Origin of the sequence: Onishia taeanensis (assembly GCF_013349955.1) — a bacterium.
GTDB classification, from domain to species: domain Bacteria; phylum Pseudomonadota; class Gammaproteobacteria; order Pseudomonadales; family Halomonadaceae; genus Onishia; species Onishia taeanensis_B.
Genome location: NZ_JABVXC010000012.1, coordinates 84,459 through 110,569, shown reverse-complemented (window position 1 = coordinate 110,569; position 26,111 = coordinate 84,459). Strand labels below are relative to the sequence as shown.

Sequence of the window (26,111 nt, the reverse complement as noted above, 5' to 3'; positions counted from 1 at the left end):
GCAGTGGCTAAGGAAAAATTCGAACGTTCCAAACCGCATATCAACGTCGGCACCATCGGTCACGTTGACCACGGCAAGACCACGCTGACCGCGGCTCTGACCCGCGTATCTGCAGAAGTCTTCGGTGGCGACGCTCGTGCGTTCGACTCCATCGACAACGCCCCGGAAGAGCGTGAGCGCGGTATCACCATCTCCACCGCTCACGTGGAATACCAGTCCGAAGAGCGTCACTACGCTCACGTCGACTGCCCGGGTCACGCCGACTACGTCAAGAACATGATCACCGGTGCTGCCCAGATGGACGGCGCTATCCTGGTCTGCAGCGCTGCCGACGGCCCCATGCCGCAGACTCGCGAGCACATCCTGCTGTCGCGTCAGGTCGGCGTGCCGTTCATCGTCGTGTTCCTGAACAAGGCCGACATGGTCGACGACGAAGAGCTGCTCGAGCTGGTCGAAATGGAAGTCCGCGAACTCCTCAGCGAGTACGACTTCCCGGGTGACGACACCCCGATCATCATCGGCTCTGCGCTGATGGCCCTGGAAGGCAAGGACGACAACGGCATGGGTACTACCGCCGTTGCCAACCTGATCAAGGCCCTGGACGCGTACATCCCGGAGCCGGAGCGCGCTATCGATCAGCCGTTCCTGATGCCGATCGAGGACGTGTTCTCCATCTCTGGTCGCGGTACCGTTGTGACTGGTCGTGTCGAGCGCGGTGTGGTCAAGGCAGGCGAAGAAGTCGAAATCGTCGGCCTGAAAGACACCGTCAAGACCACCGTCACCGGTGTCGAGATGTTCCGCAAGCTGCTCGACGAAGGTCGTGCTGGCGAGAACGTCGGCGCCCTGCTGCGTGGCACCAAGCGTGACGACGTCGAGCGTGGCCAGGTTCTGGCCAAGCCGGGCACCATCACGCCGCACACCGTCTTCGAAGCCGAAGTCTATGTGCTGTCCAAGGACGAGGGTGGTCGTCACACGCCGTTCTTCAAGGGCTACCGTCCGCAGTTCTACTTCCGTACCACCGACGTGACTGGTACCTGTGAGCTGCCGGAAGGCGTTGAGATGGTGATGCCGGGTGATAACGTCAAAATGACCGTTACCCTGATCGCCCCGATCGCCATGGAAGACGGCCTGCGCTTTGCGGTTCGCGAAGGCGGCCGTACCGTTGGCGCCGGTGTTGTCGCCAAGATCGTCCAGTAAGCCTTAGGCTCACCCGATGATCGAAGGGGGCTCCTGCGGGAGCCCCCTTTCTGCGCATGTTGTCTCGCAGGGTTTGACTCTGCGAGGCTCCATGCCTATAATGCGCATCCTTTGAATGCGTGGGTAGACGGCTCGCGCCGTCGACATCCATTGGAGTTTAGGGCAAATGCAGAACCAGAAGATTCGCATTCGGTTGAAGGCGTTCGATCATCGCCTGATTGACCAGTCCGCCGCGGAGATTGTTGAGACCGCCAAGCGTACCGGTGCTCAGGTGCACGGTCCGATCCCGCTGCCGACCAATCGTGAGCGCTACACCATCCTGGTTTCTCCGCACGTCAACAAGGACGCGCGCGACCAGTATGAGATTCGCACTCATAAGCGTGTGCTCGACATCGTCGAACCCACTGAAAAGACCGTTGATGCATTGATGAAGCTCGACCTCGCCGCTGGCGTGGACGTTCAGATCAAACTCGACTGAGACCACACTAGACACTTACGGTCGCCGCTCCCCTTGCAATAGTCAGGAGCAGCCGCCGTCACGCCGAGATGGCGTCACACAATGTGCTAGTGGAATGCTCTGGAAAGGGCAGCCATAGCGGGTGATAGCCCCGTACACTATAGGAGACTGAACATGACTATCGGTTTAGTCGGTAAAAAGGCCGGGATGACCCGTGTCTTTACCGAAGATGGCGCATCCGTGCCCGTAACCGTTATCGAAGTTGAGCCTAACCGCATCACGCGCGTTAAGACCGTCGACGTCGACGGCTACAGCGCCGTGCAGGTTACCTCTGGCTCACGCAAGGCCAAGCACCTGACCAAAGCGCAAGCTGGACAGTTTGCCAAGGCAGGTACCGAGGCCGGCCGTTCGCTGATGGAGTTCCGCCTGGCCGAAGGCGACGAAGCTCCGGAAGTGGGTGGCGAGCTCACCGTATCCCTCTTTGAAGCTGGTCAGAAGATTGATGTGACCGGTACCTCCAAGGGTAAGGGTTTCCAGGGCGCCGTTAAGCGCTGGAACTTCCGTACCCAAGACAACAGCCATGGTAACTCTCTGGCGCACCGCGCCCCGGGTTCCATCGGTATGTGTCAAACCCCGGGCCGCGTCTTCAAAGGCAAGAAAATGGCCGGTCAGATGGGCAATGTCCGCTGCACCGTGCAAAGCCTGGAAGTCGTGCGCGTCGACGCTGAACGCAATCTGCTGCTGATCAAGGGCGCCGTACCGGGTGCACCGGGCAGCGACGTTGTTGTTCGCAGTGCCGTGAAAGCTCGCTAAGGGGGTTTGATCCAATGAATCTGAATCTTTCAGGTGCTAGTGCCGGCACGGTTGAAGTGTCCGACGCAACCTTTGGCAAAGAATTCAACGAAGCGCTGGTCCATCAGGTCGTTACTGCCTATCTGGCAGGCGGTCGTCAGGGGACTCGCGCCCAGAAGAATCGTGCCGATGTGCGTGGTGGCGGCAAGAAGCCGTGGCGCCAGAAGGGCACCGGTCGTGCTCGCGCCGGTACCATCCGTTCGCCGATCTGGCGTGCCGGCGGTGTGACCTTTGCGGCTAGCCCGCAAGACTACACCCAGAAGGTCAACCGCAAGATGTACCGGGCCGCGATCCGCTCGATTCTATCCGAGCTGGTCCGCCAGGAGCGTCTGGTCGTCGTCGAGGAGATTTCCGTCGACGCACCCAAGACCAAGCAGCTGACCGCCAAGCTCAAAGAGCTGGACCTGGAAAAGGCACTGATCGTCACCGAAGAAGTTGACGAGAACCTTTATCTGGCCGCTCGCAACATCCCGCACGTGGATGTGGTGGACGTCGCTGCTGCCGATCCGGTGAGCCTGGTCGCCTTCGACAAGGTGCTGGTCACCGTCTCCGCCCTGCGCAAATTCGAGGAGAAGCTGGCATGAACCAGGAACGCGTATTCAAGGTTCTGCTTGGTCCGCACATGACCGAGAAGGCCGCCTCCGCCGCCGAGAACAACCAGTACGTGTTCAAGGTGGCCTCTGACGCGACCAAGCCGGAAATCAAACAGGCCGTACAGGCGCTGTTCGGTAAGAAGGTTGACCGCGTACAGGTCCTGAACATCAAGGGCAAGACCAAGCGCACCGCCAATGGCTTGGGCCAGCGCAAGGGTTACCGCAAGGCGTATGTAACCCTCGCCGCGGGTGAGACCCTTGAAGACTTCTCTGGCGCCGAATAAGGGCAGGAGTACGGATAATGGCAATCGTCAAGACCAAACCCACATCCGCCGGTCGTCGCCACCTCGTCAAGATCGTCGGTGACGATCTGTACAAGGGTCGGCCGTACGCGCCGCTGCTGGAAAAGCAGTCGCACTCGGGTGGGCGTAACAACAACGGTCGTATCACCACACGTCACGTGGGTGGTGGGCACCGTCAGCACTACCGTCAGATCGACTTCAAGCGCATCAAGGATGGCATTCCGGCCATCGTCGAGCGCCTGGAATATGATCCGAACCGTAGCGCTCATATCGCGCTGTTGAAGTATCTGGATGGCGAGCGTCGCTACATCATCGCCCCCAAGGGTGTGAAAGCTGGCGACCGCGTCGAGTCCGGTGTCAACGCCGCGATCAAGAAGGGCAACACCCTTCCGCTGCGCAACATTCCGGTGGGTTCCACCGTGCATTGCATCGAGCTGAAGCCCGGCAAGGGCGCTCAGATCGCACGCAGTGCCGGCACCAGCGCCCAGCTCGTGGCGCGTGAAGGCAACTACGCCACTGTGCGTCTTCGCTCCGGCGAAATGCGCAAGATTCTGGCCGAGTGCCGCGCGACCCTGGGCGAAGTGAGCAACTCTGAGCACAGCCTCCGTCAATTGGGCAAGGCCGGTGCCAAGCGCTGGCGTGGCGTTCGCCCGACAGTTCGCGGTGTTGCGATGAACCCGGTGGATCACCCGCACGGTGGCGGTGAAGGCCGCACCAGCGGTGGTCGTAACCCGGTCACCCCGTGGGGCGTCCCCACCAAGGGTTACAAGACTCGCAAGAACAAGCGCACCGACAAGCTGATCGTACGTCGCCGCAAGGCCCGTAGCTGATCGAAATTGCCAAGACATTAAGAGGTAACGGCTGTGCCACGTTCACTGAAGAAAGGTCCTTTTATTGACCTTCATCTGCTGAAGAAGGTTGAGACTGCAGTGGAGAAGAACGACCGCAAACCGATCAAGACCTGGTCGCGTCGTTCCATGATCCTGCCGAATATGGTCGGGCTCACCATTGCGGTCCATAACGGGCGTCAACATGTCCCGGTGCACGTCTCCGAGGAAATGGTTGGCCACAAGCTGGGCGAATTCGCTGCTACCCGCACCTATCGCGGTCATGCGGCGGACAAGAAAGCCAAACGGTAAGCCAAAGAGGATTGAGAGATGGAAGTCACAGCTAAGCTGCGTGGCGCTCGTTTATCCGCCCAGAAGGCCCGTTTGGTGGCTGACCAGGTGCGCGGTAAACCTGTCGCCGAGGCACTCGACCTGCTGACCTTCTCACCGAAGAAGGCTGCCAAGCTGGTTAAGAAAGTGCTGCAGTCCGCCATCGCGAATGCGGAAGAAAACAACGGCATGGACATCGACGAGCTGCGTGTCTCGACCATTTGCGTCGATGAGGGCATGACGCTCAAGCGCATCCAGCCGCGCGCCAAGGGCCGTGCGGATCGTATCTTGAAGCGCACCTGCCACATCACCGTTATGGTAGCCGAGAAGTAGGAGTCGACCAGATGGGTCAGAAAGTAAATCCGACAGGCATTCGGCTGGGTATCGTCAAAGACCACACGTCGGTCTGGTACGCCGAGCGCGGTACCTATGCCGACAAGCTGAATAACGATCTCGAAGTGCGTCGCTTCATCGAGGAGCGTCTGCAGAATGCGTCCGTGAGTCGCATCCACATCGAGCGCCCGGCCAACAATGCTCGTATCACCATTCACACTGCCCGTCCGGGCATCGTGATTGGCAAGAAGGGTGAGGACGTCGACCGTCTGCGTCGCGACGTCACCCAGATGATGGGCGTGCCGGTTCACGTCAACATCGAAGAAGTGCGCAAGCCGGAACTCGATGCCAAGCTCGTTGCCCAGAACGTCTGCGGCCAGCTCGAGCGTCGTGTCATGTTCCGTCGTGCCATGAAGCGCGCCGTCCAGAACGCCATGCGCCTGGGCGCCGGCGGCATCAAGATCCAGCTCTCTGGTCGTCTTGGTGGTGCGGAAATCGCACGTACCGAATGGTACCGCGAAGGCCGTGTGCCGCTTCATACGCTGCGTGCCGACATCGATTACGCCACCTACGAAGCTCACACCACCTACGGCGTCATCGGCGTCAAGGTCTGGGTCTTCAAGGGTGAAATCCTCGGGGGCATCGAAGAGGTCCGCGCCAAGGCTAAGCAGCCTCAGAGTGCGCCCTCCAAGAAGAAAGGTTCCAGGTAAGGGGAGAGCGGATCGATGTTACAACCTAAGCGTTTGAAGTTCCGCAAAGTGCAGAAGGGTCGCAACCGCGGCCTTGCACATCGCGGAAGCAAGATTAGTTTCGGCGAATATGGCCTGAAGGCTACCGGTCGTGGCCGCGTTACCGCGCGTCAGATCGAAGCTGGGCGTCGTGCCATCACTCGTCACGTAAAGCGTGGCGGTAAGATCTGGATCCGGGTCTTCCCGGACAAGCCGATCTCCAAGAAGCCCCTTGAAGTCCGTATGGGTAAGGGCAAGGGCTCCGTCGAGTACTGGGTCGCACAGATCCAGCCCGGCCGTGTCCTCTACGAGATTGAAGGCGTTTCTGAAGAGCTGGCTCGTGAGGCCTTCGGCCTGGCCGCTCAGAAGTTTCCGGTCTCCACCACCTTTGTGAAACGGACGGTGATGTGATGAAAGCCCAGGAAATTCGTGAAAAGTCAGTAGAAGACCTGCAGGCGCAGCTCTTCGAACTCCTCCGCGAGCAGTTCAACCTGCGCATGCAGAAGGCCACTGGCCAGCTGAGCCAGACCCATCTGCTCAAGCAGGTTCGTCGGGATATCGCCCGCGTGAAGACTGTGCTCAACGAGAAGGCAGGTGACTGAGATGTCCGAAGAAAAGAAAGTCCGGACGCTCACCGGTAAAGTGGTGAGTGACAAGATGGACAAATCTATCGTCGTGATGATCGAGCGCCGTGAGCGCCATCCGATCTACGGCAAATACGTGAAGCGCTCCACCAAGCTGCACGCCCATGACGCGCAGAACCAGGCGAAGGCCGGTGACACGGTTTCCATCGAGGAATCGCGTCCCCTGTCCAAAAAGAAAGCCTGGACGCTGGTCGAAGTGGTCGAGCAGGCCAAGGGTTAACGCCCCGCGCTCGAAACCAGTGCAGTCAGATTAGGTTTGGAGAAAACCGATGATTCAGACGCAGTCAATGCTGGATGTCGCCGACAACAGCGGGGCGCGCCGGGTGCAGTGCATCAAGGTGCTGGGCGGTTCTCACCGTCGCTATGCTCGCGTAGGCGATATCATCAAAGTAACAGTTAAAGAAGCCATTCCGCGTGGCAAGGTCAAGAAAGGCCAAGTCATGAAGGCGGTCGTGGTTCGCACTCGTAGTGGCGTCCGTCGTAACGACGGTTCGCTGATCCGCTTCGATGGAAATGCGGCGGTTCTGTTGAACAACACCAACGAGCAGCCGATCGGTACCCGTATTTTTGGGCCGGTCACTCGTGAACTCCGTACCGAAAAGTTCATGAAGATCATTTCCTTGGCGCCTGAAGTGCTGTAAGGAGCGAGGCGGATATGCAAAAAATCAAACGTGACGATGAAGTGATCGTCATTGCCGGCAAGGATAAGGGCAAGCGTGGCACCATCAAGCGCGTCCTCCAGGACGATCGCTACGTGGTGGCAGGTGTGAACATGATCAAGCGTCACACCAAGCCCAATCCCATGGCAGGCAATCAAGGCGGTATCGTCGAGCGCGAAGCTCCGATTCACGCGTCCAACGTGGCCATCTTCAATCAGGAGACCGGCAAAGCGGATCGAGTCGGCTTCCAGGTGAAAGAAGACGGTACCAAGGTACGTATCTACAAGTCGACGCAGACGCAGATCGACGCCTAACGTGAGTCGGGTAGCAAAATGGCGAACTTGAAAGAACGTTATCAAAACGAGGTGGCAGCTCAACTCAAAGAGCAGTTTAGCTACGCCAACGTGATGCAGGTGCCCAGGATCACGAAAGTGACCCTGAACATGGGCATCGGCGAAGCGACCAGCGACAAGAAGCTGATCGACAATGCCATCGGCGACCTGGAGAAACTCTCCGGTCAGAAGCCGATGGTGACCAAGGCACGCAAGTCCATCGCGGGCTTCAAAGTGCGTGAAGGTTGGCCGATCGGGATCAAAGTCACACTGCGCGCCGAGCGCATGTGGGACTTCCTGGATCGCCTGGTGAACATCGCGATCCCCCGCGTTCGTGACTTCCGTGGTCTCAACCCGAAGTCCTTCGACGGCCGTGGCAACTATTCGATGGGGGTGCGTGAGCAGATCATCTTCCCGGAGATCGAATATGATAAGATCGACCGGATCCGTGGTCTGGATGTCACTATCACCACGACTGCCAACACCGATGAAGAAGGCCGTGCGCTGCTGCGTGCGCTGAACTTCCCGTTCAAGAAATAAGGGTGGGATCATGGCAAAGAAAAGCATGGTAGGGCGCGAGCAAAAGCGTGCACAGCTGGTAGCTAAGTATGCTGCCAAGCGCGCAGAGCTCAAGGCCATCATCTATGACGTGAACGCTTCTGACGAAGAGCGCTTCGACGCGCAGCTCAAGCTGCAGCAGTTGCCGCGCGACTCCAGCCCGGTGCGTAAGCGTAACCGCTGCCGCATCACTGGTCGTCCGCACGGCTACTACAACAAGTTTGGCTTGGGCCGTAACAAGCTGCGTGAAGCCGCCATGCGTGGCGATGTCCCTGGACTGAAGAAGTCCAGCTGGTAACGCCACGCAGAATTATCAGGAGCGCAACGTAATGAGCATGCAAGATACGCTGGCGGATATGTTTACTCGTATCCGTAATGCGCAGATGGCCACCAAGGAGACGGTTACCATGCCGTCTTCGAAGCTGAAGGTCGAGGTGGCCCGCGTACTGAAAGAAGAAGGCTTTATCAACGACTACAGCGTCGCTGAAGGCACCAAGCCTGAATTGGCCGTTACCCTCAAGTACTTCGAGGGCAAAGCCGTCATCGAGCATATCCAGCGGGTGTCAAAGCCGTCGCTGCGCTCGTACAAGGGCAAGGCCGAGCTGCCGAAGGTTGCCGACGGCCTGGGCATCGCGATCGTTTCCACCTCGAATGGCGTGATGACCGATCGTGCGGCCCGTCATGCTGGTGTTGGTGGTGAAGTCCTCTGCACCGTATTCTAGGAGTTTGGAATGTCCCGCGTAGCCAAATATCCGGTTAAATTGCCGAGCGGCGTCGAGATCAAACTCGACGGCAATCAACTGACCGTCAAGGGCGGTCAGGGCGAACTCGCGATGACCGTTCACGACCAGGTCGTGATCGGTCAGGAAGAAGGTCAACTGACCTTCGCTCCGACCGAGTCTGCCAAGAGCTGGGCGATGGCTGGAACCACCCGTGCACTGGTCCAGAACATGGTTTCCGGTGTCACCGAGGGCTTCACCAAGTCCCTCGAGATCAATGGCGTCGGCTATCGTGCCCAGGCAAGTGGCAAGACGCTCAACCTGACACTGGGCTTCTCACACCCGGTCGAATACACGCTGCCGGAAGGTGTTGTGGCGGAAACGCCCAAGAACACCACCATCGTGCTGAAAAGCGCCGATAAGCAGCGTCTCGGCCAGGTCGCCGCGGAAATCCGCGCCTTCCGTCCGCCTGAGCCCTATAAGGGCAAGGGTATCCGGTACGGCGACGAGCAGATCCGTCGTAAAGAAGCCAAGAAGAAGTAAGGCAGGGTTATGAACGCGAAGAAAGAATCTCGTCTCCGTCGTGCCCGCCGCGCTCGCGCCAAGATCCGCGAGCTGGGCGTGTATCGCCTGAGCGTCAACCGTACCCCACGCCACATCTACGCGCAGATCATCTCGCCGGATGGTGGCAAGGTCCTGGCCAGCGCTTCCACGCTGGACAAGGCGCTTCGTGAGGGTGCGACCGGTAACGCAGACGCCGCCGCCAAGGTGGGCGCGCTGATTGCTGAACGCGCTAAGGAAGCAGGCATCACTCAGGTTGCCTTCGATCGTGCCGGTTTCCGGTACCACGGTCGAGTCAAGGCCCTGGCCGACGCCGCTCGTGAAGGCGGCCTGGAATTCTAAAGGGTTTTACGATGGCGAAGAACGAACAGAACAGCGGCGATCTGCAAGAGAAGTTGGTGCAGGTCAACCGTGTCGCCAAGGTGGTCAAGGGTGGCCGTATCTTCGGTTTCACCGCTCTGACTGTCGTCGGCGATGGCAGTGGTCGTGTCGGTTTTGGCCGCGGCAAGGCACGTGAAGTGCCGGTCGCGATCCAGAAGGCCATGGACCAGGCGCGTCGCAACATGATCAAGGTGAGCCTCAGCGGTCACACGCTGCAGTACCCGATCAAGGCCCGTCACGGTGCCTCCAAGGTGTACATGCAGCCGGCCTCTGAAGGTACCGGGATCATCGCTGGCGGCGCTATGCGCTCCGTGCTCGAACTGGCTGGCGTCCACGACGTCCTGGCCAAGTGCTACGGTTCCACCAATCCGGTGAACGTGGTGCGTGCGACCATTAACGGTCTCGCCGCTATGCAGTCTCCGGAAGACATCGCCGCCAAGCGTGGCCTGTCTGTCGAAGCGATCACGGGGTAAGACACCATGGCAGCAACGATCAAGGTTACCCAGATCCGCAGCACCATCGGCGTGTTGGGCAAGCACAAGGCCACCATCAATGGTCTTGGCCTGCGCCGCATCGGTCATACGGTCGAGCTGGAAGACACCCCTGCCGTGCGCGGCATGATCCACAAGGTGAATTACCTTGTGCGTGTAGAGGGAGAGTAATCCATGAAACTCAATAGCCTGAGCCCGGCACCGGGTTCCAAGCACGCTGAAAAGCGTGTCGGTCGTGGCATCGGCTCCGGTCTGGGCAAGACCGGTGGCCGTGGTCATAAAGGCCAGAAGTCACGTACCGGCGGCTCCGTGAAGCCCGGCTTCGAAGGCGGTCAGATGCCGCTGCAGCGTCGTCTGCCGAAGTTTGGTTTCACGTCAGCGAAGTCTCTGGTCAGCGAAGAAGTTCGTCTGGCCGAGCTTGCCAAGGTAGACGGCGATGTCGTCGACCTGGAAGCGCTGAAGAAAGCCAACGTGCTCAAGGACGCCACGCGTTACGCGAAGGTGCTCCTCTCTGGCGAACTGAACAAAGCGGTTACCGTCCGCGGTCTCAAGGTCACCAAGGGTGCCCGGGCCGCGATCGAAGCCGCTGGCGGCAAGGTAGAGGACTAAATGGCTAAGTCAGGAAACATGCCGGCGATGGGCAGCGGTCTGAGTGAACTCTGGGCGCGTTTGCGCTTTGTGCTCCTCGCCATTGTGGTGTACCGAATCGGTGCTCACATTCCCGTACCCGGTATCAATCCTGACCAGCTTGCTGCCTTGTTCAGGGAGCAGCAGGGCACCATCCTTGGCATGTTCAACATGTTCTCGGGCGGTGCGCTGGAGCGTATGAGTATCTTCGCCCTGGGCATCATGCCCTATATCTCGGCGTCGATTATCATGCAGCTCCTGTCGGCGGTCTCGCCTCAACTGGAACAGTTGAAGAAGGAAGGCGAGGCCGGCCGCCGCAAGATCAGCCAATATACCCGCTACGGTACGGTGATCCTGGCCTTCGTCCAGGCTGTCGGTATGTCCGTCGGTCTGGCAGGACAAGGGATTGCCTACACCGCTGACTTCAGCTTCTATTTCACCGCCGTGGTTACCTTCGTGGCTGGCGCGGTGTTCATGATGTGGCTGGGTGAGCAGATCACCGAGAAGGGCATCGGCAACGGTATTTCGCTGCTGATCTTCTCGGGGATCGTCGCGGGTCTGCCGGGCGCGGTGGGCCAGTCTTTCGAGCTGGCTCGCAACGACGGTGCCTGGAACGTGCTGCCCTTGCTGGCACTGACGATCCTCGGCATCGCCACGGTGGCTTTCGTGGTGTTCATCGAGCGTGGCCAACGCCGCATTACGGTGAACTATCCGCGCCGCCAGGTGGGCAACAAGATGTATGCGGGCCAGAGCAGCTACCTGCCGCTCAAGGTCAACATGGCAGGGGTCATCCCGGCGATCTTTGCGTCCAGCATTCTGCTGTTCCCTGCATCGCTCGGACAGTGGGTCAGCTCCGGTGAGGGGTTGGACTGGTTGCAACAGGCGTCCTTGGCTCTCGGGCCGGGTCAACCGCTGTACATCTTGCTTTTCGCGCTCGCGGTGGTATTCTTCTGCTTCTTTTACACAGCGCTGGTCTTCAACCCCAAGGATGTCGCTGACAACCTCAAGAAGTCAGGGGCCTTCCTGCCGGGCATTCGTCCTGGTGAGCAGACCGCTCGCTATGTCGACAAGGTCATGACGCGTCTGACTTTGTTTGGTGCCCTGTACATCACCGCCGTATCCTTGATGCCCCAATTCCTGATCGTGGCCTGGAACGTTCCCTTCTTCTTTGGCGGGACGTCGTTGCTGATCGTGGTGGTTGTCATCATGGATTTCATGTCGCAGGTACAGTCGCACTTGATGTCGAGCCAGTACGACTCGGTGATGAAGAAGTCCAACCTGAAAGGCTACGGTAGCGGCGGCATGCGCTAAGCGCGCCGCACGCGATTTGGAGAGAACGATGAAAGTTCGAGCTTCCGTGAAGAAGATGTGCCGTAACTGCAAGATTATCCGTCGCAATGGCGCCGTCCGCGTCATCTGCACGGAGCCTCGGCACAAGCAGCGCCAGGGTTAACCTGGCGGCTGTACTCAACCGGGTGCCGGCATGCCCCTTGCCCTTCGCTGGGTAAAGGGGTATGCTGTTGCGCCTTTTGTAGATGATTAAACGAGCAAGCCGCTCAAATTTCGGAGTAAGCTGATGGCCCGTATTGCAGGCGTCAATATCCCGGACAACAAGCATGCGGCGATCTCGCTGACCTATATCTTCGGGATCGGCCGTACTCGCGCAGTGGATATCTGTGCAGCTGCCGGTATCGCGCCGACCGCCAAGGTTCAGGAACTGTCTTCTGATGAAGTCGACAGCCTGCGTACCGAGGTCGGCAAGTACACCGTAGAAGGCGACCTTCGCCGTGATACGACGCTTAATATCAAGCGTCTCATGGATCTGGGTTGCTATCGTGGTCTGCGTCATCGTCGTGGTCTTCCGCTGCGTGGTCAGCGTACCAAGACCAATGCGCGTACCCGCAAGGGCCCGCGTAAGCCGATTCGCAAATAATACGCATGTTCTGGCGTTAAGACAGGAAGAAACATCAACATGGCTAACCCGCGTAGTAATCGCAAAAAGGTTAAAAAGCAGGTGGTGGATGCCGTTGCGCATATCCACGCCTCTTTTAACAACACTATCGTGACGATCACAGACCGCCAGGGCAACGCTCTGTCATGGGCGACAGCCGGTGGTTCGGGTTTTCGTGGTTCTCGCAAGAGCACCCCGTTCGCTGCTCAAGTGGCAAGTGAACGTGCAGCGACTGCTGCAGCCGAGTATGGTGTGAAAAACGTCGACGTGCTGGTCAAAGGTCCTGGACCTGGTCGTGAGTCCGCCGTGCGTGCACTCAATGCCGCCGGTTTCCGCGTGCAAAGCATCACCGACGCGACGCCCGTTCCCCACAACGGCTGCCGTCCGCCGAAGAAACGCCGCGTTTAAGGAGACAGACTCATGGCTCGTTATATTGGACCGAAGTGTAAACTGTCTCGTCGTGAAGGCACCGACCTCTTTCTGAAGAGTGGTGTGACTCCCTTCGAGAAGAAGTGTAAATCCGAGCAGATTCCGGGTGTACACGGCCAGCGCCGTCAGCGTCTTTCCGACTACGGCTTGCAGCTTCGTGAGAAGCAGAAAGTACGTCGCATGTATGGCGTACTCGAGAAGCAGTTCCGCAACTACTACAAGGAAGCGGCCCGTGTTAAGGGCGCGACCGGTGAAGTGTTGCTGCAGCTTCTCGAAACCCGACTGGACAACGTCGTCTACCGTATGGGCTTCGGCTCGACTCGCTCTGAAGCGCGTCAGCTGGTCAGTCACAAGGCCCTCGCCGTGAATGGCCGCACCGTCAACGTGGCGTCCTACAAGGTCAAGCCGGGTGACGTGGTCAGCATTCGCGAGAAGGCCAAGAACCAGGCGCGCATCCAGAATGCGCTGTCCATCGCCGCTAACCGTGGTGATGTGTCCTGGGTCGACGTCGACTCCAAGAAGATGGAAGGCACTTTCAAGGCTCTGCCTGAACGCGGCGACCTGTCTGCCGACATCAACGAAAACCTGATCGTCGAGCTGTACTCGAAGTAATCCGCTTAGCGGCGCCGGGTCACCGAGGTGGCCCGGTCGAGTACCGAGTATCCGTTTGGCAGCCTGAAAGGTGTTCATATGCAGCGTTCAGTGACAGAGTTTCTCCGTCCTCGCGATATCAAGGTCGAAGAGATCAGCGCGCACCACGCGAAGATCGTGCTCGAGCCGTTCGAGCGCGGTTTCGGTCACACCCTGGGGAATGCTCTGCGTCGTATTCTGCTGTCTTCCATGCCCGGCTGCGCCGTGGTGGAAGTCGAAATCGCAGGAGTCGATCACGAGTACAGTGCGATCGAAGGGGTCCAGGAAGACGTCATCGAGATGCTCCTGAACCTCAAAGACGTGGCAATCAAAATGCACAGCCGCGACGAAGCAACGCTCACGCTGAACAAGCAGGGTCCTTGCCTCGTCACGGCCGGCGATATTGCCGTCGACCATGATGTCGAGATCGTCAATCCCGACCATGTGATCGCACACGTCAACGAAGGCGCCGAGCTGAAAATGCAGCTAAAGGTGGCCCGCGGTCGTGGCTACGAGCCGGCGGATACCCGCGATGGTGCCGAGGACGAGTCCCGGGCCATCGGTCGCCTGCAGTTGGATGCGACCTACAGCCCTGTGCGTCGTGTTTCCTATTCCGTGGATGCCGCGCGTGTCGAGCAACGTACCGACCTCGACAAGCTGATCATCGACCTGGAAACCGACGGCACCCTGGATCCGGAAGAGGCGATCCGTCGCAGCGCAACCATCCTGCAAGAGCAGCTGGCTGCGTTCGTCGACCTGGAAGCCGACAAGGAACAGGAAGTGGTGGAGGAAGAGGATCAGATCGATCCCATCCTGCTGCGCCCCGTAGACGATCTCGAGTTGACCGTACGCAGTGCCAACTGCCTCAAGGCCGAGAATATCTATTACATCGGCGATCTGATTCAGCGCACCGAGGTGGAGCTGTTGAAGACCCCGAATCTCGGCAAGAAGTCCTTGAACGAAATCAAGGATGTGTTGGCTACGCGCGGTCTGTCCCTTGGCATGCGGCTGGAAAACTGGCCGCCGGCAAGCCTGAAGGACGACAAGGCATCCGCGTGAGCGTCGCCTCGAGTCCCAGTTTGGTAAGGAATTACAACCATGCGTCATCGTAAGAGTGGTCGCCAATTAAATCGCAACAGCTCGCACCGTCAGGCCATGTTCAAGAACATGTGCGTGTCTCTGGTCGAGCATGAAGTGATCAAGACAACCCTGCCCAAGGCCAAGGAGCTGCGTCGTCACGTCGAGCCGCTGATCACCTTGTCCAAGCAGGACAGTGTCGCCAACCGTCGTCTGGCCTTCAGCCGCACCCGCTCCAAAGAAGCGGTCGGCAAGCTCTTCAATGAGCTGGGTCCGCGTTACGTCGAGCGTCCGGGCGGTTACGTCCGTATCCTCAAGTGCGGTTTCCGCACCGGCGACAACGCCCCCATGGCCTACGTCGAACTGGTCGATCGTCCGGTCGTCGAGGAAGCCGCCGAGGATTGATCCTCGCGCTGCCTCGCACCGGTCATCCGACACAGAAAACCGACTCCTCCGGGAGTCGGTTTTTTTATGCGCTTGAAGCTGGAAGAGCGGCGCTTCGCGCCTGGAAGCTGGAAGACGAGCTACGAGCTACGAGCTACGAGCTACGAGCTACGAGCTACGAGCTACGAGCTACGAGCCCGGCTTAGGCCTCCGCCGCGCTCGTGGCTTGCCGCTCAAGCAACGGTTTGAGGAAGTGGCCGGTGTGCGAGGTGGCGTTGGCCGCGACCTGCTCAGGCGTGCCTTCGGCGATGATCTGCCCGCCGCCTGAGCCACCTTCGGGGCCGAGATCGATCAACCAGTCGGCGGTCTTGATCACATCGAGGTTATGCTCGATGACCACGATGGTGTTGCCATGGTCGCGCAGCCGGTGCAGCACCGTCAGCAATTGGCGGATGTCCTCGAAGTGCAGGCCGGTGGTGGGTTCGTCGAGGATGTACAGCGTCTTGCCGGTGTCGCGCTTGGCGAGTTCGCGTGCCAGCTTGATGCGCTGGGCTTCGCCGCCGGAAAGCGTCGTCGCGCTCTGGCCCAGGCGAATATAGGACAGGCCCACGTCCAGTAGCGTTTGCAGGCGCCGGGCGATGGCAGGTACCGGGCTGAAGAATTCCAGCGCGTCCTCGACGGTCATGTCGAGCACCTCGTGGATGCTCTTGCCCTTGTACTGGATCTCCAGCGTCTCGCGGTTATAGCGCTTGCCCTTGCAGACGTCGCAGGGCACGTAGATGTCTGGCAGGAAGTGCATTTCCACCTTGATCATGCCCTCGCCCTGACAGGCCTCGCAGCGCCCACCCTTGACGTTGAAGCTGAAACGTCCCGGCTTGTAGCCCCGAGAACGCGCCTCCTGGGTGCCGGAGAACAATTCGCGGATGGGCGTGAAGATGCCGGTATAGGTGGCTGGGTTGGAGCGTGGGGTGCGGCCGATCGGGCTCTGGTCGATGTCGATGACCTTATCGAGCTGGTCGAGGCCCTCGATGCCGGTGTGAGCCGCCGGGGTCAGGGTGGTGGCCTTGTTGAGCTCCCGGGCGGCGATCGGCATCAGGGTGCCATTGATCAGCGTCGACTTGCCCGAGCCGGACACTCCGGTGACGCAGGTCAACACACCGAGCGGCAGCGTCAGGGTAACGTCGCGCAGGTTATTGCCTGAGGCCCCGGTGAGCCTGAGCTGTTTCTCGGGGTTGCCGGGGATGCGCCAGGGCGGCACCTCGATACGTCGCGTGCCGGACAGATACTGACCGGTCAGCGAGCCGGGCGTGTCCTTGATCTGCTGTGGGGTGCCCTGGGCGACGATCTCGCCACCATGGACGCCGGCGCCGGGGCCGATATCCAGCACATGGTCGGCGGCGAGGATCGCATCTTCGTCATGCTCGACCACTATCACGGTGTTGCCCAGGTCTCGCAGCCGCTCGAGGGTCTTGAGCAGGCGGTCGTTGTCGCGCTGATGCAGGCCGATCGAGGGCTCGTCGAGGATGTACATCACTCCGACCAGGCCCGCACCGATCTGACTGGCCAGGCGAATGCGCTGGGCTTCGCCGCCGGAGAGAGTCTCGGCGCTGCGTTCCAGGTTCAGGTAGTCCAGCCCGACGTTGACCAGAAACTCCAGTCGCGCATGGATCTCGTGGATGATCTTGACCGCGATCTCGCCCTTGCGCCCCGGCAGGGCGAGCGACTCGAAGTAGTTCATCGCCTCGCCGATCGGCAGTCCCACCAGCTGTGGCAGGGTCTGGTCGTCGATGTAGACGTGGCGGGATTCCTTGCGCAGCCGCGAGCCGTGGCAGCTGGGGCAGGGCTGGACGGCAATGTAGCGCGACAGCTCCTCGCGGACCATGCTCGATTCGGTTTCCCGGTAGCGGCGCTGCATATTGGGCAGCACACCCTCGAAGGGATGCTCGCGCGTCACCTGGCGGCCACGATCGTTGACGTAGCTGAAGGAAACGTCGTCGTGACCGCTGCCATGGAGGATGATGTCCCGCTCGTGTCGGGCCAGTTCCTGCCAGGGGGTCTCTAGGGCGAAACGGTAGTGCGCGGCCACGGCCTGTAGCTGGCTGAAGTAGTAGACGCTGCGCCTGTCCCAGCCCTTGATCACGCCTTCGGCCAACGACAGTTCCGGATGGCTGATCAACTTGTCCGGATCGAAGACCTGCTGGACGCCGAGGCCATCACAGGTAGAGCAGGCGCCGGCGGGATTGTTGAAGGAGAACATGCGCGGCTCTAGCTCGGCGATCGAGTAACCACACACCGGGCAGGCGAAGCGCGCCGAGAAGTTGATATCCTCATGCTCGCCGTCCATGAAGTGAACGATCGCTACGCCGTCAGCAAGCCCCAGTGCGGTCTCGAAGGACTCTGCGAGGCGCTGGGTCAGGCCTTCGCGAACCTTCACCCGGTCCACCACCACGCTGATATCGTGCTTCTTGTTCTTTTCCAGCGGTGCCAGGTCGTCTAGCTCGAGCACCTGGCCGTCGATCATCGCCCGCACGAAGCCCTGAGCACGCAGCTCGCTGAGCAGTTGCAGGTGTTCACCCTTGCGGCCCTTGATGACAGGTGCCAGCAGCATCAGCTTGCTGCCGTCAGGCAGGCCAAGCACCTGATCGACCATCTGGGAAATGGTCTGGGCTTCCAGGTCTTCTCCATGTTCTGGACAGCGCGGCGTGCCGGCGCGGGCGAACAGCAGGCGCAGGTAGTCGTAGATCTCGGTGATGGTGCCGACGGTCGAGCGTGGGTTATGCGAGGTGGATTTCTGTTCGATGGAGATCGCCGGTGACAGCCCCTCGATGTGGTCGACGTCAGGCTTTTCCATCATCGACAGGAACTGGCGGGCGTAGGTGGACAGTGACTCCACATAGCGCCGCTGACCCTCGGCATAGAGGGTATCGAAGGCCAGTGATGACTTGCCCGAACCGGACAGGCCAGTAACGACGATCAGCTTGTCGCGGGGCAGCTCGACGTCGATTTGCTTGAGGTTGTGGGTGCGGGCACCCCTGACCAGGATCTTGTCCATTGCCACCTCGTGCAGCACAAAAGCTCAAGTATACGGGCTTGGCGAGTGCGGCGCCAAAGCCGGGCAGCTTTACGCTGCACTGCCTTTCCCTGGGCATGGCCAAGCCGGTAGAATACGGGGTCAACTAAGGCGTGCTTTGCGCCCCTTTCATGCGTTTGGGATCTCTATTTTCCATGGTTTCTCGTTTGCTGACCGCCCCCGAGCGGCGTGCCATCGGTGGCCTGGCGGGGCTCTATGCTTCGCGAATGCTGGGCCTGTTCATGGTGCTGCCGGTGCTCGCTCTGCATGCCGGAGACCTGGCCGGCGCCACTCCTTTCCTGGTCGGCGTGGCATTGGGTATCTACGGGCTCTCTCAGGCCGTGCTGCAGATCCCCTTCGGACAACTGTCGGATCGCATCGGCCGCAAGCCGGTGATCACCGCTGGCCTGTTGCTGTTCTTCCTCGGCAGCGCCGTCGCGGCCCAGGCGGACAGCATCCTGGACATCATCATCGGCCGCGGCCTGCAGGGCTGCGGGGCGGTGGCCGCCGCCATCATGGCGCTGCTCGCCGATCAGACCCGTGAGCAGGTGCGCACCGCGGCCATGGCCACCATCGGCTTGTCGATCGGCGTGGCCTTCGCGGTGGCCATGGTGCTTGGCCCCTTGCTGGCCGCCCACTATGGCCTCAGCGGGGTGTTCTGGTTCACTGCCGCCCTGGCGCTGGTGGGCATTCTGGTGCTGTGGAAGCTGGTGCCTCCGGCGCCACGCCGTCTGCGCCACCGGGACGTCGGGCTCGATAGTGGCCAGCTCAAGTCGATGCTGAAGCGCGGCGACTTGCTGCGCCTGGATATCTCGATTTTCTCTCTGCACCTGCTGCTGATGATGATTTTCGTCGCGGTGCCGGTTCGCCTCGCCGCGCTGGGGGTGCCCGCCGAGCAGCATGGCTGGATCTATCTCGGCATCATGGGGCTTGCCTTCGTGGCCATGGTGCCGCTGGTGATCATTGCCGAGAAGCGCCGGCGCATGAAGAGCATGATGGTGCTGGCGGTGGCCGGGCTGACACTGAGCCTTGCGGGCATGGGGGCGATGAATACCGGCTGGTGGAGCCTGGCCGCATTGCTAATGATCTTTTTCACCGCCTTCAATCTGCTGGAGGCAACCCTGCCTTCCATGATCAGCAAGCTGGCACCGGCGGGTACCAAGGGCACGGCCATGGGGGTCTATTCCACCAGTCAGTTCCTCGGGGCCTTTCTCGGCGGTGTGCTGGGCGGTGCCCTGAGCCAGCAGTGGGGCCAGGACGCGGTATTCTTCGGTGCTACGCTGGTAGGGGTGCTTTGGCTGGGGGTGGTGTATGGCATGCCCACGCCACGTCACCTTTCAAGCGAAGTGGTGGCGCTTGATGAGCGCACTCACGAGGATGCCCTGGAAACCCTGATGCAACGCTTCGCCGAAGTGGCAGGCGTCGAAGATGTGCTGGTGGTCCCTGAAGAGCGTCTTGCCTACCTCAAGGTCGATCGCCAGCAACTAGACAGCGAGGCCCTGGCGCGAGTGGCCGGGGCTCAGGACCGCTAGGCGGTCATCATTCATTCGAGCGGCCAGACGGCCGCCCGCAATCAAGGAGTAGAACATGGCCCGTGGTGTAAACAAGGTCATTCTGATCGGCAATCTGGGCCAAGACCCGGACGTGCGTTTCCTGCCGTCCGGCAACCCGGTTGCCAACCTGCGCATCGCCACCACCGACAGCTGGACCGATCGCCAGAGCGGGCAGCGTCAGGAACGCACCGAATGGCATACCGTCGTGCTGTTCAACAAGCTCGCCGAGATCGCTCAGCAGTACGTCAAGAAAGGCTCGCGTATTTATGTCGAGGGCCGCCTGCAGACTCGCAAGTGGCAGGGCCAAGACGGTCAGGATCGCTATTCCACCGAGATCGTCTGCAACGATATGCAGATGCTCGACTCGCGTAGCGGCGGTCAGGGCGGCTACCCGCAGAACGATCCTCAGGGTGGCAACTATGCGGGGGGAATGAACCAGGGCGGCATGAACCAGGGCGGCATGCCGCAGGGTAATGCCGCTCAGAGTGGAGGGGCAGGTAACTACGGCAATGCACCCCAGCAGCCGCCTCAGGGTAACAACTTCGGTCAGCAAGGCGGCCCGCAGCAGGGCGGACAGCCCCAGCGCCCGCCGCAGCAACCGCCCCAGCAGCCTCAGCAGGGTAACAACTTCGGCGCACCGAATCCGGGCAGCTTCGACGACTTCGATGATGAGATTCCGTTCTGAGGCGCCCCGCCTTTACCTGCGCTGAATCGGTGCCCATGAAGGAGCCTTCGTGAAGCTGTTGATACTGGATGCCGGGCACTGTCTGAGCCTGGCACTGGCCCGTGAGGCCAATCGTCGTACCGATACCGAGCTGGTGATCGAGGCCGGGATGGACCTCGAGGTCGGCCGGCTCGCCGAGATTTCACCCGATGCGGTGCTGGTTCCGCCGCTGGTGCAGCCCATGGATATCGAGCCGGCAGCCGTCACGGCCCATGCCGAGGCGGTAGAACGCTGCCTTACGAGCTGCCGGGATCTCGGTGTGCCACTGGTGTGGGCGGTATCGGATCAGCTCTATGAAGACGGCTTCGAGGGCCCCATCGACGAGCACGTCAGACCCGAGCCGCGTGACGAGGGGTTGCGCCAATTGATGGCCGTCGGCCAGCAGATTCGCGAGCGTCATCCCCGCCACCTGATCGTGCGCCTGGGGCCACTGTTCGCCCTGGAAGGGAGCGGCGCTTGGCTTGGCAGCATGCTCGATCGGCTGGTTAGCGGCGATGAACTGAGTGCGGCTCAGGACGTGATCTTCTGCCCGACGTCGGCGGATGCGGCGGCCATGGCCTTGATCGGCATGCTACAGCAGATTCACTGCGGTGCAGAAAGTTGGGGGGTCTATCATCTGGCCGGCACCGAACCGGTCAGCGCTTTTGCCTTCGCCTCGATGGTGCGCACTCAACTGGTTACGCGCCTCGAAGGCCTCGGCCAGCCGCTGTTGCTTGGCGAGCTCAAGGCACTTGATCACCATCACGGCCAACCCCTGCGTCGGGTGCTTAACTGTCGTCGCGTACTGCAGGTGTTCGGCGTGCACCAGAAGCCCTGGCGCTTGGAAGTCGGGCGTATGCTCGATACCTGGTGCCAGGCCTATCGTCCTGCCGACCAATCTCTTGATCATCGCGGGGGCAGTGCATGAATACCCTGCGCAGTCTGCTCTTCTACGCCGGTTACTTCCTGGCCATGATTCTCAGCGGCGTTTTTCTGTTGCCCTTGGCGCCGCTGCTGCCGTTACGCTCGCGCTATCGGCTGTTGAATCTCTACAATCATGTGGTTGTCGCCTGGTTTCGCATCACCTGTGGCGTGCGCTATGACTTCCGCGGGCACGAGAATGTGCCCGAGGGAGCCTGCGTGATTCTCTCGAACCACCAGTGCGAGTGGGAGACGATCTACCTTCAATTGATCAAGCCGCCGGTGTGTACGGTGCTCAAGCAGGAGTTACTGAACTTCCCGATCTTCGGCTGGGGTCTGAGGCTGCTCAAGCCGATTGCGCTGGATCGCTCCAAGCCGGCTCGGGCCATGAAGCAGGTGCTAATCCAGGGCAAGGAGCGTCTCGATGAGGGGCTATCGGTGCTGATCTTCCCGGAGGGGACTCGGGTGCCACCGGGCGAGCGCCGGCGCTATAACAAGAGCGGGACGGTGATTGCCTGCCGCGCCGGCGTGCCGGTGCTGCCGGTGGCGCATAATGCGGGTGAACGCTGGCCGGGGCGACACTGGGTGAAGAATCCGGGATGCCTGACGCTGGAGATTGGCCCACCGATCGAGACCGAAGGCCGCACGGCAGAAGAAGTGCTGGTAGACGTCGAAGCCTGGATCGAGGGGCGTCTGGCGGAGATATCCGAGGTGCCGAGGCCCGCAAGCAAACCGGCCAAAGAGACCGTGAATAGCTGACGCTCGAAGCATTCGGCCATCTTTGGCGAGCCGCCAGGTTAGCCGTCGATCAAGCTGGCGCGACGCACACGGATGCGATAAACAAAGAAGGCGACCCTTGGGTCGCCTTCTTTGCGTTAGCGGGATGCTAGCCTGAGCGTTAGCCGCTGAACTTCTCCAGCACCAGGCAGGCATTGGTGCCGCCAAAGCCGAAGCTGTTGGACAGCACGCGCGTCACCTCGGCGTCATCGCGACGTTGGGTGACGATGTCGAAGCCTTCGGCCTGATCGTCCAGTTGCTCGATATTGGCCGAGGCCGCGATGAAGCGGTGCTCCATCATCATCAGCGAGTAGATCGCTTCCTGCACACCGGTGGCGCCCAGCGAGTGGCCGGTCAGCGACTTGGTCGAGCTCATCGCCGGCGTCCGGTCCCCGAACACCTCGCGAATCGCCTTCAGCTCGGCAACATCACCCACGGGGGTGGAGGTGCCGTGTGTGTTGACGTAGTCGATGTCGCCCTTGACCGTGGACATGGCCTGACGCATGCAGCGGGCGGCACCTTCACCGGAGGGTGCCACCATGTCATAGCCGTCGGAGGTGGCGCCATAGCCGACCACTTCGGCATAGATCTTGGCGCCGCGAGCCTGGGCGTGTTCCAGATCTTCGAGCACCAGCATGCCGCCGCCGCCGGCGATCACGAAGCCGTCGCGAGACTGGTCATAGGGGCGCGATGCCTGGTCCGGCGTCTCGTTATAGTGGGTCGACAGGGCGCCCATGGCGTCGAACAGGCAGGACAGGGTCCAGTGCTCTTCTTCACCGCCGCCGGCAAATACCACGTCCTGCTTGCCCAGCTGGATCTGCTCGACGGCGCTGCCGATGCAGTGAGCCGAGGTCGCGCAGGCCGAGGAGATCGAGTAGTTGACGCCCTTGATCTTGAACGGGGTCGCCAAACAGGCCGAGACGGTGCTACCCATGGTGCGGGTGACACGATAAGGCCCCACGCGGCGTAGGCCTTTCTCGCGCATGACGTCGGCGGCTTCGACCTGGTTGGCGCTGGACGCGCCGCCGGAGCCGGCGATCAGGCCGGTACGTTCGTTCGATACCTGTTCCGGTGTGAGGCCCGAGTCTTCGATGGCCTGAGCCATGCTCACATAGGCATAGGCAGCGGCATCCCCCATGAAGCGGCGCAGCTTGCGGTCGACCAGCGTGTCGAGGTCGATATCCACGACGCCCGCCACCTGGCTGCGGAAGCCGCGTTCAGCGTAGTCGTCCTTGAAACGGATGCCAGAGCGCCCTGCCTTGAGCGCATCGAGGACCTGGTGACGGTCGTTGCCGAGGCAAGACACGATGCCCAGGCCGGTGACTACCACTCGTCGCATGGGAGCCTCCTGATCAGAAATTCGCGGTGGAGGTGAACAGACCGACCCGCAGGTCATTGGCCTGGTAGATGTCGCGGCCGTCGACGGACACGGTGCCATCGGCGATGCCAAGTATCAGGCGCCGAGTAATGATGCGCTTGACGTTGATATGGTATTTGACCTTCTTCGCTTCCGGTAGGATCTGGCCCGAGAATTTGACCTCGCCACAGCCCAGCGCACGGCCGCGTCCTGGATGGCCAAGCCAGCCCAGGTAGAAACCGACCAGCTGCCACATGGCATCCAGACCCAGGCAGCCGGGCATGACCGGGTCGCCTGGAAAATGGCAGTCGAAGAACCACAGGTCCGGGTGGATATCGAGTTCCGCAATCAGCTCGCCTTTGCCGTATTCACCGCCTTCCTCATGGATATGGGTGACGCGGTCGAGCATCAGCATGTTGGGCGCCGGCAGCTGGGCATTGCCCGGGCCGAACAGTTCACCTTGGCTGCATGCCAGCAGCTCTTCGTGGCTAAAGGAGTGTTGCTTGGTCACAGAATCATTCCGAGAGTCGACATTAGGGTGGGCCGGAGACCGGCTGGACTGCGGGCCATTCTACTGGCAGCGCCAGATGATTGCACGTCGCCACCCTTGGCGGCGGTCCGGCTGACGAGAGGGTAGATACCGCGCCCTCACCATTTTGGTGATTAACGATTAAACCCATGGTAGCGTTCGCCGATAGAGTAATGAAAGGTACGAACTTCTTTCGTACTCGAGTCCATGGACCGTAAAACTGATGACTCCTTATGTGGCCGCTCTTTACACTTAACCGACCAATGGTCTGGCTGGGCTTGCTCGGCGTCGCCGCCCTGCCGTGGGCCAGCGGAGTAGGAGTGCGCTTGACGACCCTGCTACTGCTCGCCCTAGGGCTTTGGGATGCCTCGCGGGTGGTGCGCCAGGAGCATGCCCGTCGAGCACTGGGCGAGCAAGTGATGCTGAACTCCGAAGACGGCATCATGATCTGCGACGCCCGCCACCGTATTCTCACCGTCAATCCTGCCTTTACCCAGATCACCGGTTATGCCCTCGAGGAAGTGCGTGGCCAGGACCCATCGATGCTATCGGCAGGGCGTCACGACAAGGCGTTCTACGACCGTTATTGGGAGACGCTTACCTCGCTTGGCAAATGGGAAGGCGAGATTTGGAACCAGCGCAAGCAGGGCGATCAATACCCGGAATGGCTGCGCATTCAGGCCTACCGTGCCGAGAATGGTAAGGTCAGTCACTACGTGGGACTCTTTACCGACATCTCTCGTCACAAGGCGCGTGAGCAGGACATGCGCCGCATTGGCTTCGAGGACCCGCTGACTGGCCTGCCTAACCGGCGGCGGCTTCACGACCTGCTGAGTTCGCGGCTACGCCACCTGCGTGCCGGTGAAGGGCTGGACATGGCGCTGATCGACATCGATGGCTTCAAGGCCATCAACGATGCCATGGGTGTCGAGGCAGGTGACCGGCTACTGTCGCGCTTTGGCCAGCGGCTAGCGCGGCAGGTGGCAGGGGGAGTGGTGGGACGCCTGGGCGGCGATGAATTCATGGTCATCCGCACCACCAACTTCGACGACCATGATACCTGGGTGGCCGGACTCAGCGAGCATCTGACGGCGCCCTTCGAACTGGACGGGCAGTCGCTGCGCCTTGGCTTGACCGTTGGCAGCTGTCGGGCGCCGGATGATGGTCGCGATTCCAATGTGCTATTGCAGCGGCTGGAAAGCGCTCTTTATAGCGCCAAGCGCCACGGCCGTAACCATCATAAGCGCTTTCAGCCCGCCCTGGATGAGCCGGGGGATCGACAGCTCGAGCTGGTCAACGACCTGCGCGCGGCACTCGCCCACGGTGATCAACTCGAGCTGCATTACCAGACGCAGCACAGCCTGAAGGATGGCTCCCTGGTAGGCATGGAAGCGCTCATGCGTTGGCGGCACCCGCGGCTTGGCATGGTGTCGCCGGGAGACTTCATACCGCTGGCCGAGCGCCATGGTCTGATGACCCCGCTAGGGGCCTGGGTGATCGAGCAGGCGGTTTCTCAGCTGTCGCGCTGGCATCAGGCCGGGCTGCCGCGGGTGCCGGTCTGGGTGAATATTTCCGCGTTACAGCTGATTCAGGGCGACCTGGAATCTCGAGTTTCCGCGTGTCTGGCCCGTTACCAGGTGCCGACCCGCCTGCTCGGACTCGAGCTCACCGAGTCGGTGTTGCTCGATGAGCGTGCCGGCGATGTTTACCCGCGCATGACATCATTGCGCGATAAGGGCCACCAGATCGCCATCGATGATTTCGGCACCGGCTATTCTTCCCTGAGCTATCTGAAGCGGCTGCCGGTAGACAAGCTCAAGCTCGATCGGGCCTTCGTGAGTGCGCTGCCTGATGATCGCGCGGATGCGGCGATCGTCGGTGCGGTGCTGGCGATGGCCAAGGGGCTATCGCTGACGGTGGTGGCGGAAGGCGTCGAAACGCCGGCGCAGCGGGACTTCTTGCACCAGCAGGGCTGCCCCGAAGTGCAGGGGTTCCTGTTCTCGCGCCCGGTGTCGGCAGGCGAGATCGAGGCACGGCTCAGGCAAGAGGGCACGGGGGTTTACTCAAGTGATGGTGCGGCTATCGCCCCGGCCTAGCAATCTAGCAATCTTGTGGCTGAAGCGGCTCCCATGGCATTGG

37 protein-coding genes are annotated in these 26,111 nt (G+C 60.8%); 34 read left to right on the top strand and 3 right to left on the bottom strand.

Features of this window, described 5'->3' with window-relative positions; all coding sequences use genetic code 11:
- Positions 1–3 precede the first annotated feature (3 nt).
- The 29 genes from tuf to rplQ all read left to right on the top strand — a co-directional run bounded on the left by tuf (position 4) and on the right by rplQ (position 15,083).
- Entirely contained in the window at positions 4–1,197 is a 1,194-nt protein-coding gene (tuf, locus tag HUS66_RS13910; RefSeq protein WP_112056013.1) for an elongation factor Tu, read from the top strand.
- Between the two features lie 166 nt (positions 1,198–1,363).
- Entirely contained in the window at positions 1,364–1,675 is a 312-nt protein-coding gene (gene rpsJ, locus HUS66_RS13905) for a 30S ribosomal protein S10 (RefSeq protein ID WP_092527245.1), read from the top strand.
- A 153-nt stretch (positions 1,676–1,828) separates the two neighbouring features.
- Complete coding sequence (gene rplC / locus HUS66_RS13900; protein ID WP_092527242.1) at positions 1,829–2,467, top strand: 50S ribosomal protein L3; 639 nt, start codon at positions 1,829–1,831, stop codon at positions 2,465–2,467.
- 14 nt (positions 2,468–2,481) lie between these two features.
- On the top strand, positions 2,482–3,090 hold the full coding sequence (rplD, locus tag HUS66_RS13895; RefSeq protein ID WP_175071558.1) for a 50S ribosomal protein L4: 609 nt from the start codon (positions 2,482–2,484) through the stop codon (positions 3,088–3,090).
- The gene (gene rplW, locus HUS66_RS13890) at positions 3,087–3,383 is read left to right on the top strand and encodes a 50S ribosomal protein L23 (protein WP_092527236.1); all 297 of its coding nucleotides are present in this window, start codon (positions 3,087–3,089) and stop codon (positions 3,381–3,383) included. The genes rplD and rplW overlap by 4 nt, the downstream gene beginning before the upstream one ends.
- A gap of 17 nt (positions 3,384–3,400) precedes the next feature.
- Positions 3,401–4,231 carry a 50S ribosomal protein L2 gene (gene rplB, locus HUS66_RS13885; protein WP_175071556.1) on the top strand — a complete coding sequence of 277 codons (831 nt, stop codon included), beginning with the start codon at positions 3,401–3,403 and terminating at the stop codon, positions 4,229–4,231.
- Positions 4,232–4,264: 33 nt separating this feature from the next.
- Positions 4,265–4,540: a 30S ribosomal protein S19 gene (rpsS, locus tag HUS66_RS13880; protein ID WP_072824351.1), complete on the top strand. Its 276-nt coding sequence runs from the start codon at positions 4,265–4,267 to the stop codon at positions 4,538–4,540.
- Between the two features lie 18 nt (positions 4,541–4,558).
- Positions 4,559–4,891 (top strand): 50S ribosomal protein L22, encoded by a 333-nt coding sequence (gene rplV / locus HUS66_RS13875; protein WP_092527226.1) that lies wholly within the window; start codon positions 4,559–4,561, stop codon positions 4,889–4,891.
- A gap of 11 nt (positions 4,892–4,902) precedes the next feature.
- The gene (gene rpsC, locus HUS66_RS13870) at positions 4,903–5,601 is read left to right on the top strand and encodes a 30S ribosomal protein S3 (protein ID WP_175071555.1); all 699 of its coding nucleotides are present in this window, start codon (positions 4,903–4,905) and stop codon (positions 5,599–5,601) included.
- 15 nt (positions 5,602–5,616) lie between these two features.
- The gene (gene rplP, locus HUS66_RS13865) at positions 5,617–6,030 is read left to right on the top strand and encodes a 50S ribosomal protein L16 (RefSeq protein ID WP_092527219.1); all 414 of its coding nucleotides are present in this window, start codon (positions 5,617–5,619) and stop codon (positions 6,028–6,030) included.
- Positions 6,030–6,221 (top strand): 50S ribosomal protein L29, encoded by a 192-nt coding sequence (gene rpmC / locus HUS66_RS13860; RefSeq protein ID WP_092527216.1) that lies wholly within the window; start codon positions 6,030–6,032, stop codon positions 6,219–6,221. The genes rplP and rpmC overlap by 1 nt, the downstream gene beginning before the upstream one ends.
- Position 6,222: 1 nt before the next feature.
- Positions 6,223–6,483 carry a 30S ribosomal protein S17 gene (rpsQ, locus tag HUS66_RS13855; RefSeq protein ID WP_092527214.1) on the top strand — a complete coding sequence of 87 codons (261 nt, stop codon included), beginning with the start codon at positions 6,223–6,225 and terminating at the stop codon, positions 6,481–6,483.
- A 49-nt stretch (positions 6,484–6,532) separates the two neighbouring features.
- Positions 6,533–6,904: a 50S ribosomal protein L14 gene (gene rplN, locus HUS66_RS13850; protein ID WP_092527211.1), complete on the top strand. Its 372-nt coding sequence runs from the start codon at positions 6,533–6,535 to the stop codon at positions 6,902–6,904.
- Between the two features lie 14 nt (positions 6,905–6,918).
- Positions 6,919–7,236: a 50S ribosomal protein L24 gene (gene rplX / locus HUS66_RS13845; protein ID WP_092527208.1), complete on the top strand. Its 318-nt coding sequence runs from the start codon at positions 6,919–6,921 to the stop codon at positions 7,234–7,236.
- A gap of 18 nt (positions 7,237–7,254) precedes the next feature.
- Positions 7,255–7,794, top strand: a complete 540-nt coding sequence (gene rplE, locus HUS66_RS13840; protein WP_175071553.1) for a 50S ribosomal protein L5 — start codon at positions 7,255–7,257, stop codon at positions 7,792–7,794.
- 10 nt (positions 7,795–7,804) lie between these two features.
- The gene (gene rpsN / locus HUS66_RS13835; RefSeq protein ID WP_175071551.1) at positions 7,805–8,110 is read left to right on the top strand and encodes a 30S ribosomal protein S14; all 306 of its coding nucleotides are present in this window, start codon (positions 7,805–7,807) and stop codon (positions 8,108–8,110) included.
- 31 nt (positions 8,111–8,141) lie between these two features.
- A complete protein-coding gene (rpsH, locus tag HUS66_RS13830) occupies positions 8,142–8,534 on the top strand; it encodes a 30S ribosomal protein S8 (RefSeq protein ID WP_092527198.1) in 393 nt (130 codons plus the stop codon).
- 9 nt (positions 8,535–8,543) lie between these two features.
- Complete coding sequence (rplF, locus tag HUS66_RS13825) at positions 8,544–9,074, top strand: 50S ribosomal protein L6 (RefSeq protein ID WP_175071549.1); 531 nt, start codon at positions 8,544–8,546, stop codon at positions 9,072–9,074.
- Positions 9,075–9,083: 9 nt separating this feature from the next.
- Positions 9,084–9,434 carry a 50S ribosomal protein L18 gene (gene rplR, locus HUS66_RS13820; RefSeq protein WP_092527192.1) on the top strand — a complete coding sequence of 117 codons (351 nt, stop codon included), beginning with the start codon at positions 9,084–9,086 and terminating at the stop codon, positions 9,432–9,434.
- Between the two features lie 11 nt (positions 9,435–9,445).
- Positions 9,446–9,946, top strand: coding sequence for a 30S ribosomal protein S5 (rpsE, locus tag HUS66_RS13815; protein ID WP_092527189.1), 501 nt, complete (start codon positions 9,446–9,448; stop codon positions 9,944–9,946).
- Between the two features lie 6 nt (positions 9,947–9,952).
- Positions 9,953–10,135, top strand: a complete 183-nt coding sequence (gene rpmD, locus HUS66_RS13810; RefSeq protein ID WP_092527186.1) for a 50S ribosomal protein L30 — start codon at positions 9,953–9,955, stop codon at positions 10,133–10,135.
- Between the two features lie 3 nt (positions 10,136–10,138).
- Positions 10,139–10,573 carry a 50S ribosomal protein L15 gene (rplO, locus tag HUS66_RS13805; protein WP_092527184.1) on the top strand — a complete coding sequence of 145 codons (435 nt, stop codon included), beginning with the start codon at positions 10,139–10,141 and terminating at the stop codon, positions 10,571–10,573.
- Positions 10,574–11,902, top strand: coding sequence for a preprotein translocase subunit SecY (gene secY, locus HUS66_RS13800; RefSeq protein ID WP_175071548.1), 1,329 nt, complete (start codon positions 10,574–10,576; stop codon positions 11,900–11,902).
- Between the two features lie 28 nt (positions 11,903–11,930).
- Positions 11,931–12,044, top strand: a complete 114-nt coding sequence (rpmJ, locus tag HUS66_RS13795; RefSeq protein ID WP_031384759.1) for a 50S ribosomal protein L36 — start codon at positions 11,931–11,933, stop codon at positions 12,042–12,044.
- A gap of 123 nt (positions 12,045–12,167) precedes the next feature.
- Entirely contained in the window at positions 12,168–12,524 is a 357-nt protein-coding gene (gene rpsM / locus HUS66_RS13790) for a 30S ribosomal protein S13 (protein ID WP_092527180.1), read from the top strand.
- Positions 12,525–12,563: 39 nt separating this feature from the next.
- Positions 12,564–12,950: a 30S ribosomal protein S11 gene (gene rpsK, locus HUS66_RS13785; protein WP_011505752.1), complete on the top strand. Its 387-nt coding sequence runs from the start codon at positions 12,564–12,566 to the stop codon at positions 12,948–12,950.
- 12 nt (positions 12,951–12,962) lie between these two features.
- A complete protein-coding gene (gene rpsD, locus HUS66_RS13780; RefSeq protein WP_175071546.1) occupies positions 12,963–13,583 on the top strand; it encodes a 30S ribosomal protein S4 in 621 nt (206 codons plus the stop codon).
- 78 nt (positions 13,584–13,661) lie between these two features.
- Positions 13,662–14,660, top strand: a complete 999-nt coding sequence (locus tag HUS66_RS13775) for a DNA-directed RNA polymerase subunit alpha (protein ID WP_175071544.1) — start codon at positions 13,662–13,664, stop codon at positions 14,658–14,660.
- A gap of 39 nt (positions 14,661–14,699) precedes the next feature.
- On the top strand, positions 14,700–15,083 hold the full coding sequence (rplQ, locus tag HUS66_RS13770) for a 50S ribosomal protein L17 (RefSeq protein WP_112056026.1): 384 nt from the start codon (positions 14,700–14,702) through the stop codon (positions 15,081–15,083).
- A gap of 181 nt (positions 15,084–15,264) precedes the next feature.
- Here rplQ and uvrA read toward each other — a convergent pair whose 3' ends face one another.
- Entirely contained in the window at positions 15,265–18,114 is a 2,850-nt protein-coding gene (uvrA, locus tag HUS66_RS13765) for an excinuclease ABC subunit UvrA (RefSeq protein ID WP_175071541.1), read from the bottom strand.
- A gap of 173 nt (positions 18,115–18,287) precedes the next feature.
- Between uvrA and HUS66_RS13760 the strand changes: the two genes are divergently transcribed.
- Genes HUS66_RS13760 through HUS66_RS13745 form a run of 4 tightly spaced genes read left to right on the top strand, consistent with a single transcriptional unit; the run spans position 18,288 to position 22,068 of the window.
- A complete protein-coding gene (locus HUS66_RS13760; RefSeq protein WP_175071539.1) occupies positions 18,288–19,664 on the top strand; it encodes an MFS transporter in 1,377 nt (458 codons plus the stop codon).
- A 55-nt stretch (positions 19,665–19,719) separates the two neighbouring features.
- Positions 19,720–20,370: a single-stranded DNA-binding protein gene (gene ssb, locus HUS66_RS13755; protein WP_175071537.1), complete on the top strand. Its 651-nt coding sequence runs from the start codon at positions 19,720–19,722 to the stop codon at positions 20,368–20,370.
- Between the two features lie 49 nt (positions 20,371–20,419).
- Positions 20,420–21,316: a sugar nucleotide-binding protein gene (locus HUS66_RS13750; RefSeq protein ID WP_175071535.1), complete on the top strand. Its 897-nt coding sequence runs from the start codon at positions 20,420–20,422 to the stop codon at positions 21,314–21,316.
- Positions 21,313–22,068, top strand: coding sequence for a lysophospholipid acyltransferase family protein (locus HUS66_RS13745; RefSeq protein WP_175071533.1), 756 nt, complete (start codon positions 21,313–21,315; stop codon positions 22,066–22,068). The genes HUS66_RS13750 and HUS66_RS13745 overlap by 4 nt, the downstream gene beginning before the upstream one ends.
- Before the next feature lie 139 nt (positions 22,069–22,207).
- Here the strand turns inward: HUS66_RS13745 and fabB are convergent, their stop codons facing one another.
- Positions 22,208–23,425 carry a beta-ketoacyl-ACP synthase I gene (gene fabB / locus HUS66_RS13740; protein ID WP_175071532.1) on the bottom strand — a complete coding sequence of 406 codons (1,218 nt, stop codon included), beginning with the start codon at positions 23,423–23,425 and terminating at the stop codon, positions 22,208–22,210.
- A 13-nt stretch (positions 23,426–23,438) separates the two neighbouring features.
- The gene (fabA, locus tag HUS66_RS13735; RefSeq protein WP_092527144.1) at positions 23,439–23,954 is read right to left on the bottom strand and encodes a 3-hydroxyacyl-[acyl-carrier-protein] dehydratase FabA; all 516 of its coding nucleotides are present in this window, start codon (positions 23,952–23,954) and stop codon (positions 23,439–23,441) included.
- A 251-nt stretch (positions 23,955–24,205) separates the two neighbouring features.
- Here fabA and HUS66_RS13730 point away from each other — a divergent pair, with 251 nt between their 5' ends.
- Entirely contained in the window at positions 24,206–26,068 is a 1,863-nt protein-coding gene (locus HUS66_RS13730; RefSeq protein ID WP_175071530.1) for a putative bifunctional diguanylate cyclase/phosphodiesterase, read from the top strand.
- Positions 26,069–26,111: the final 43 nt, after the last annotated feature.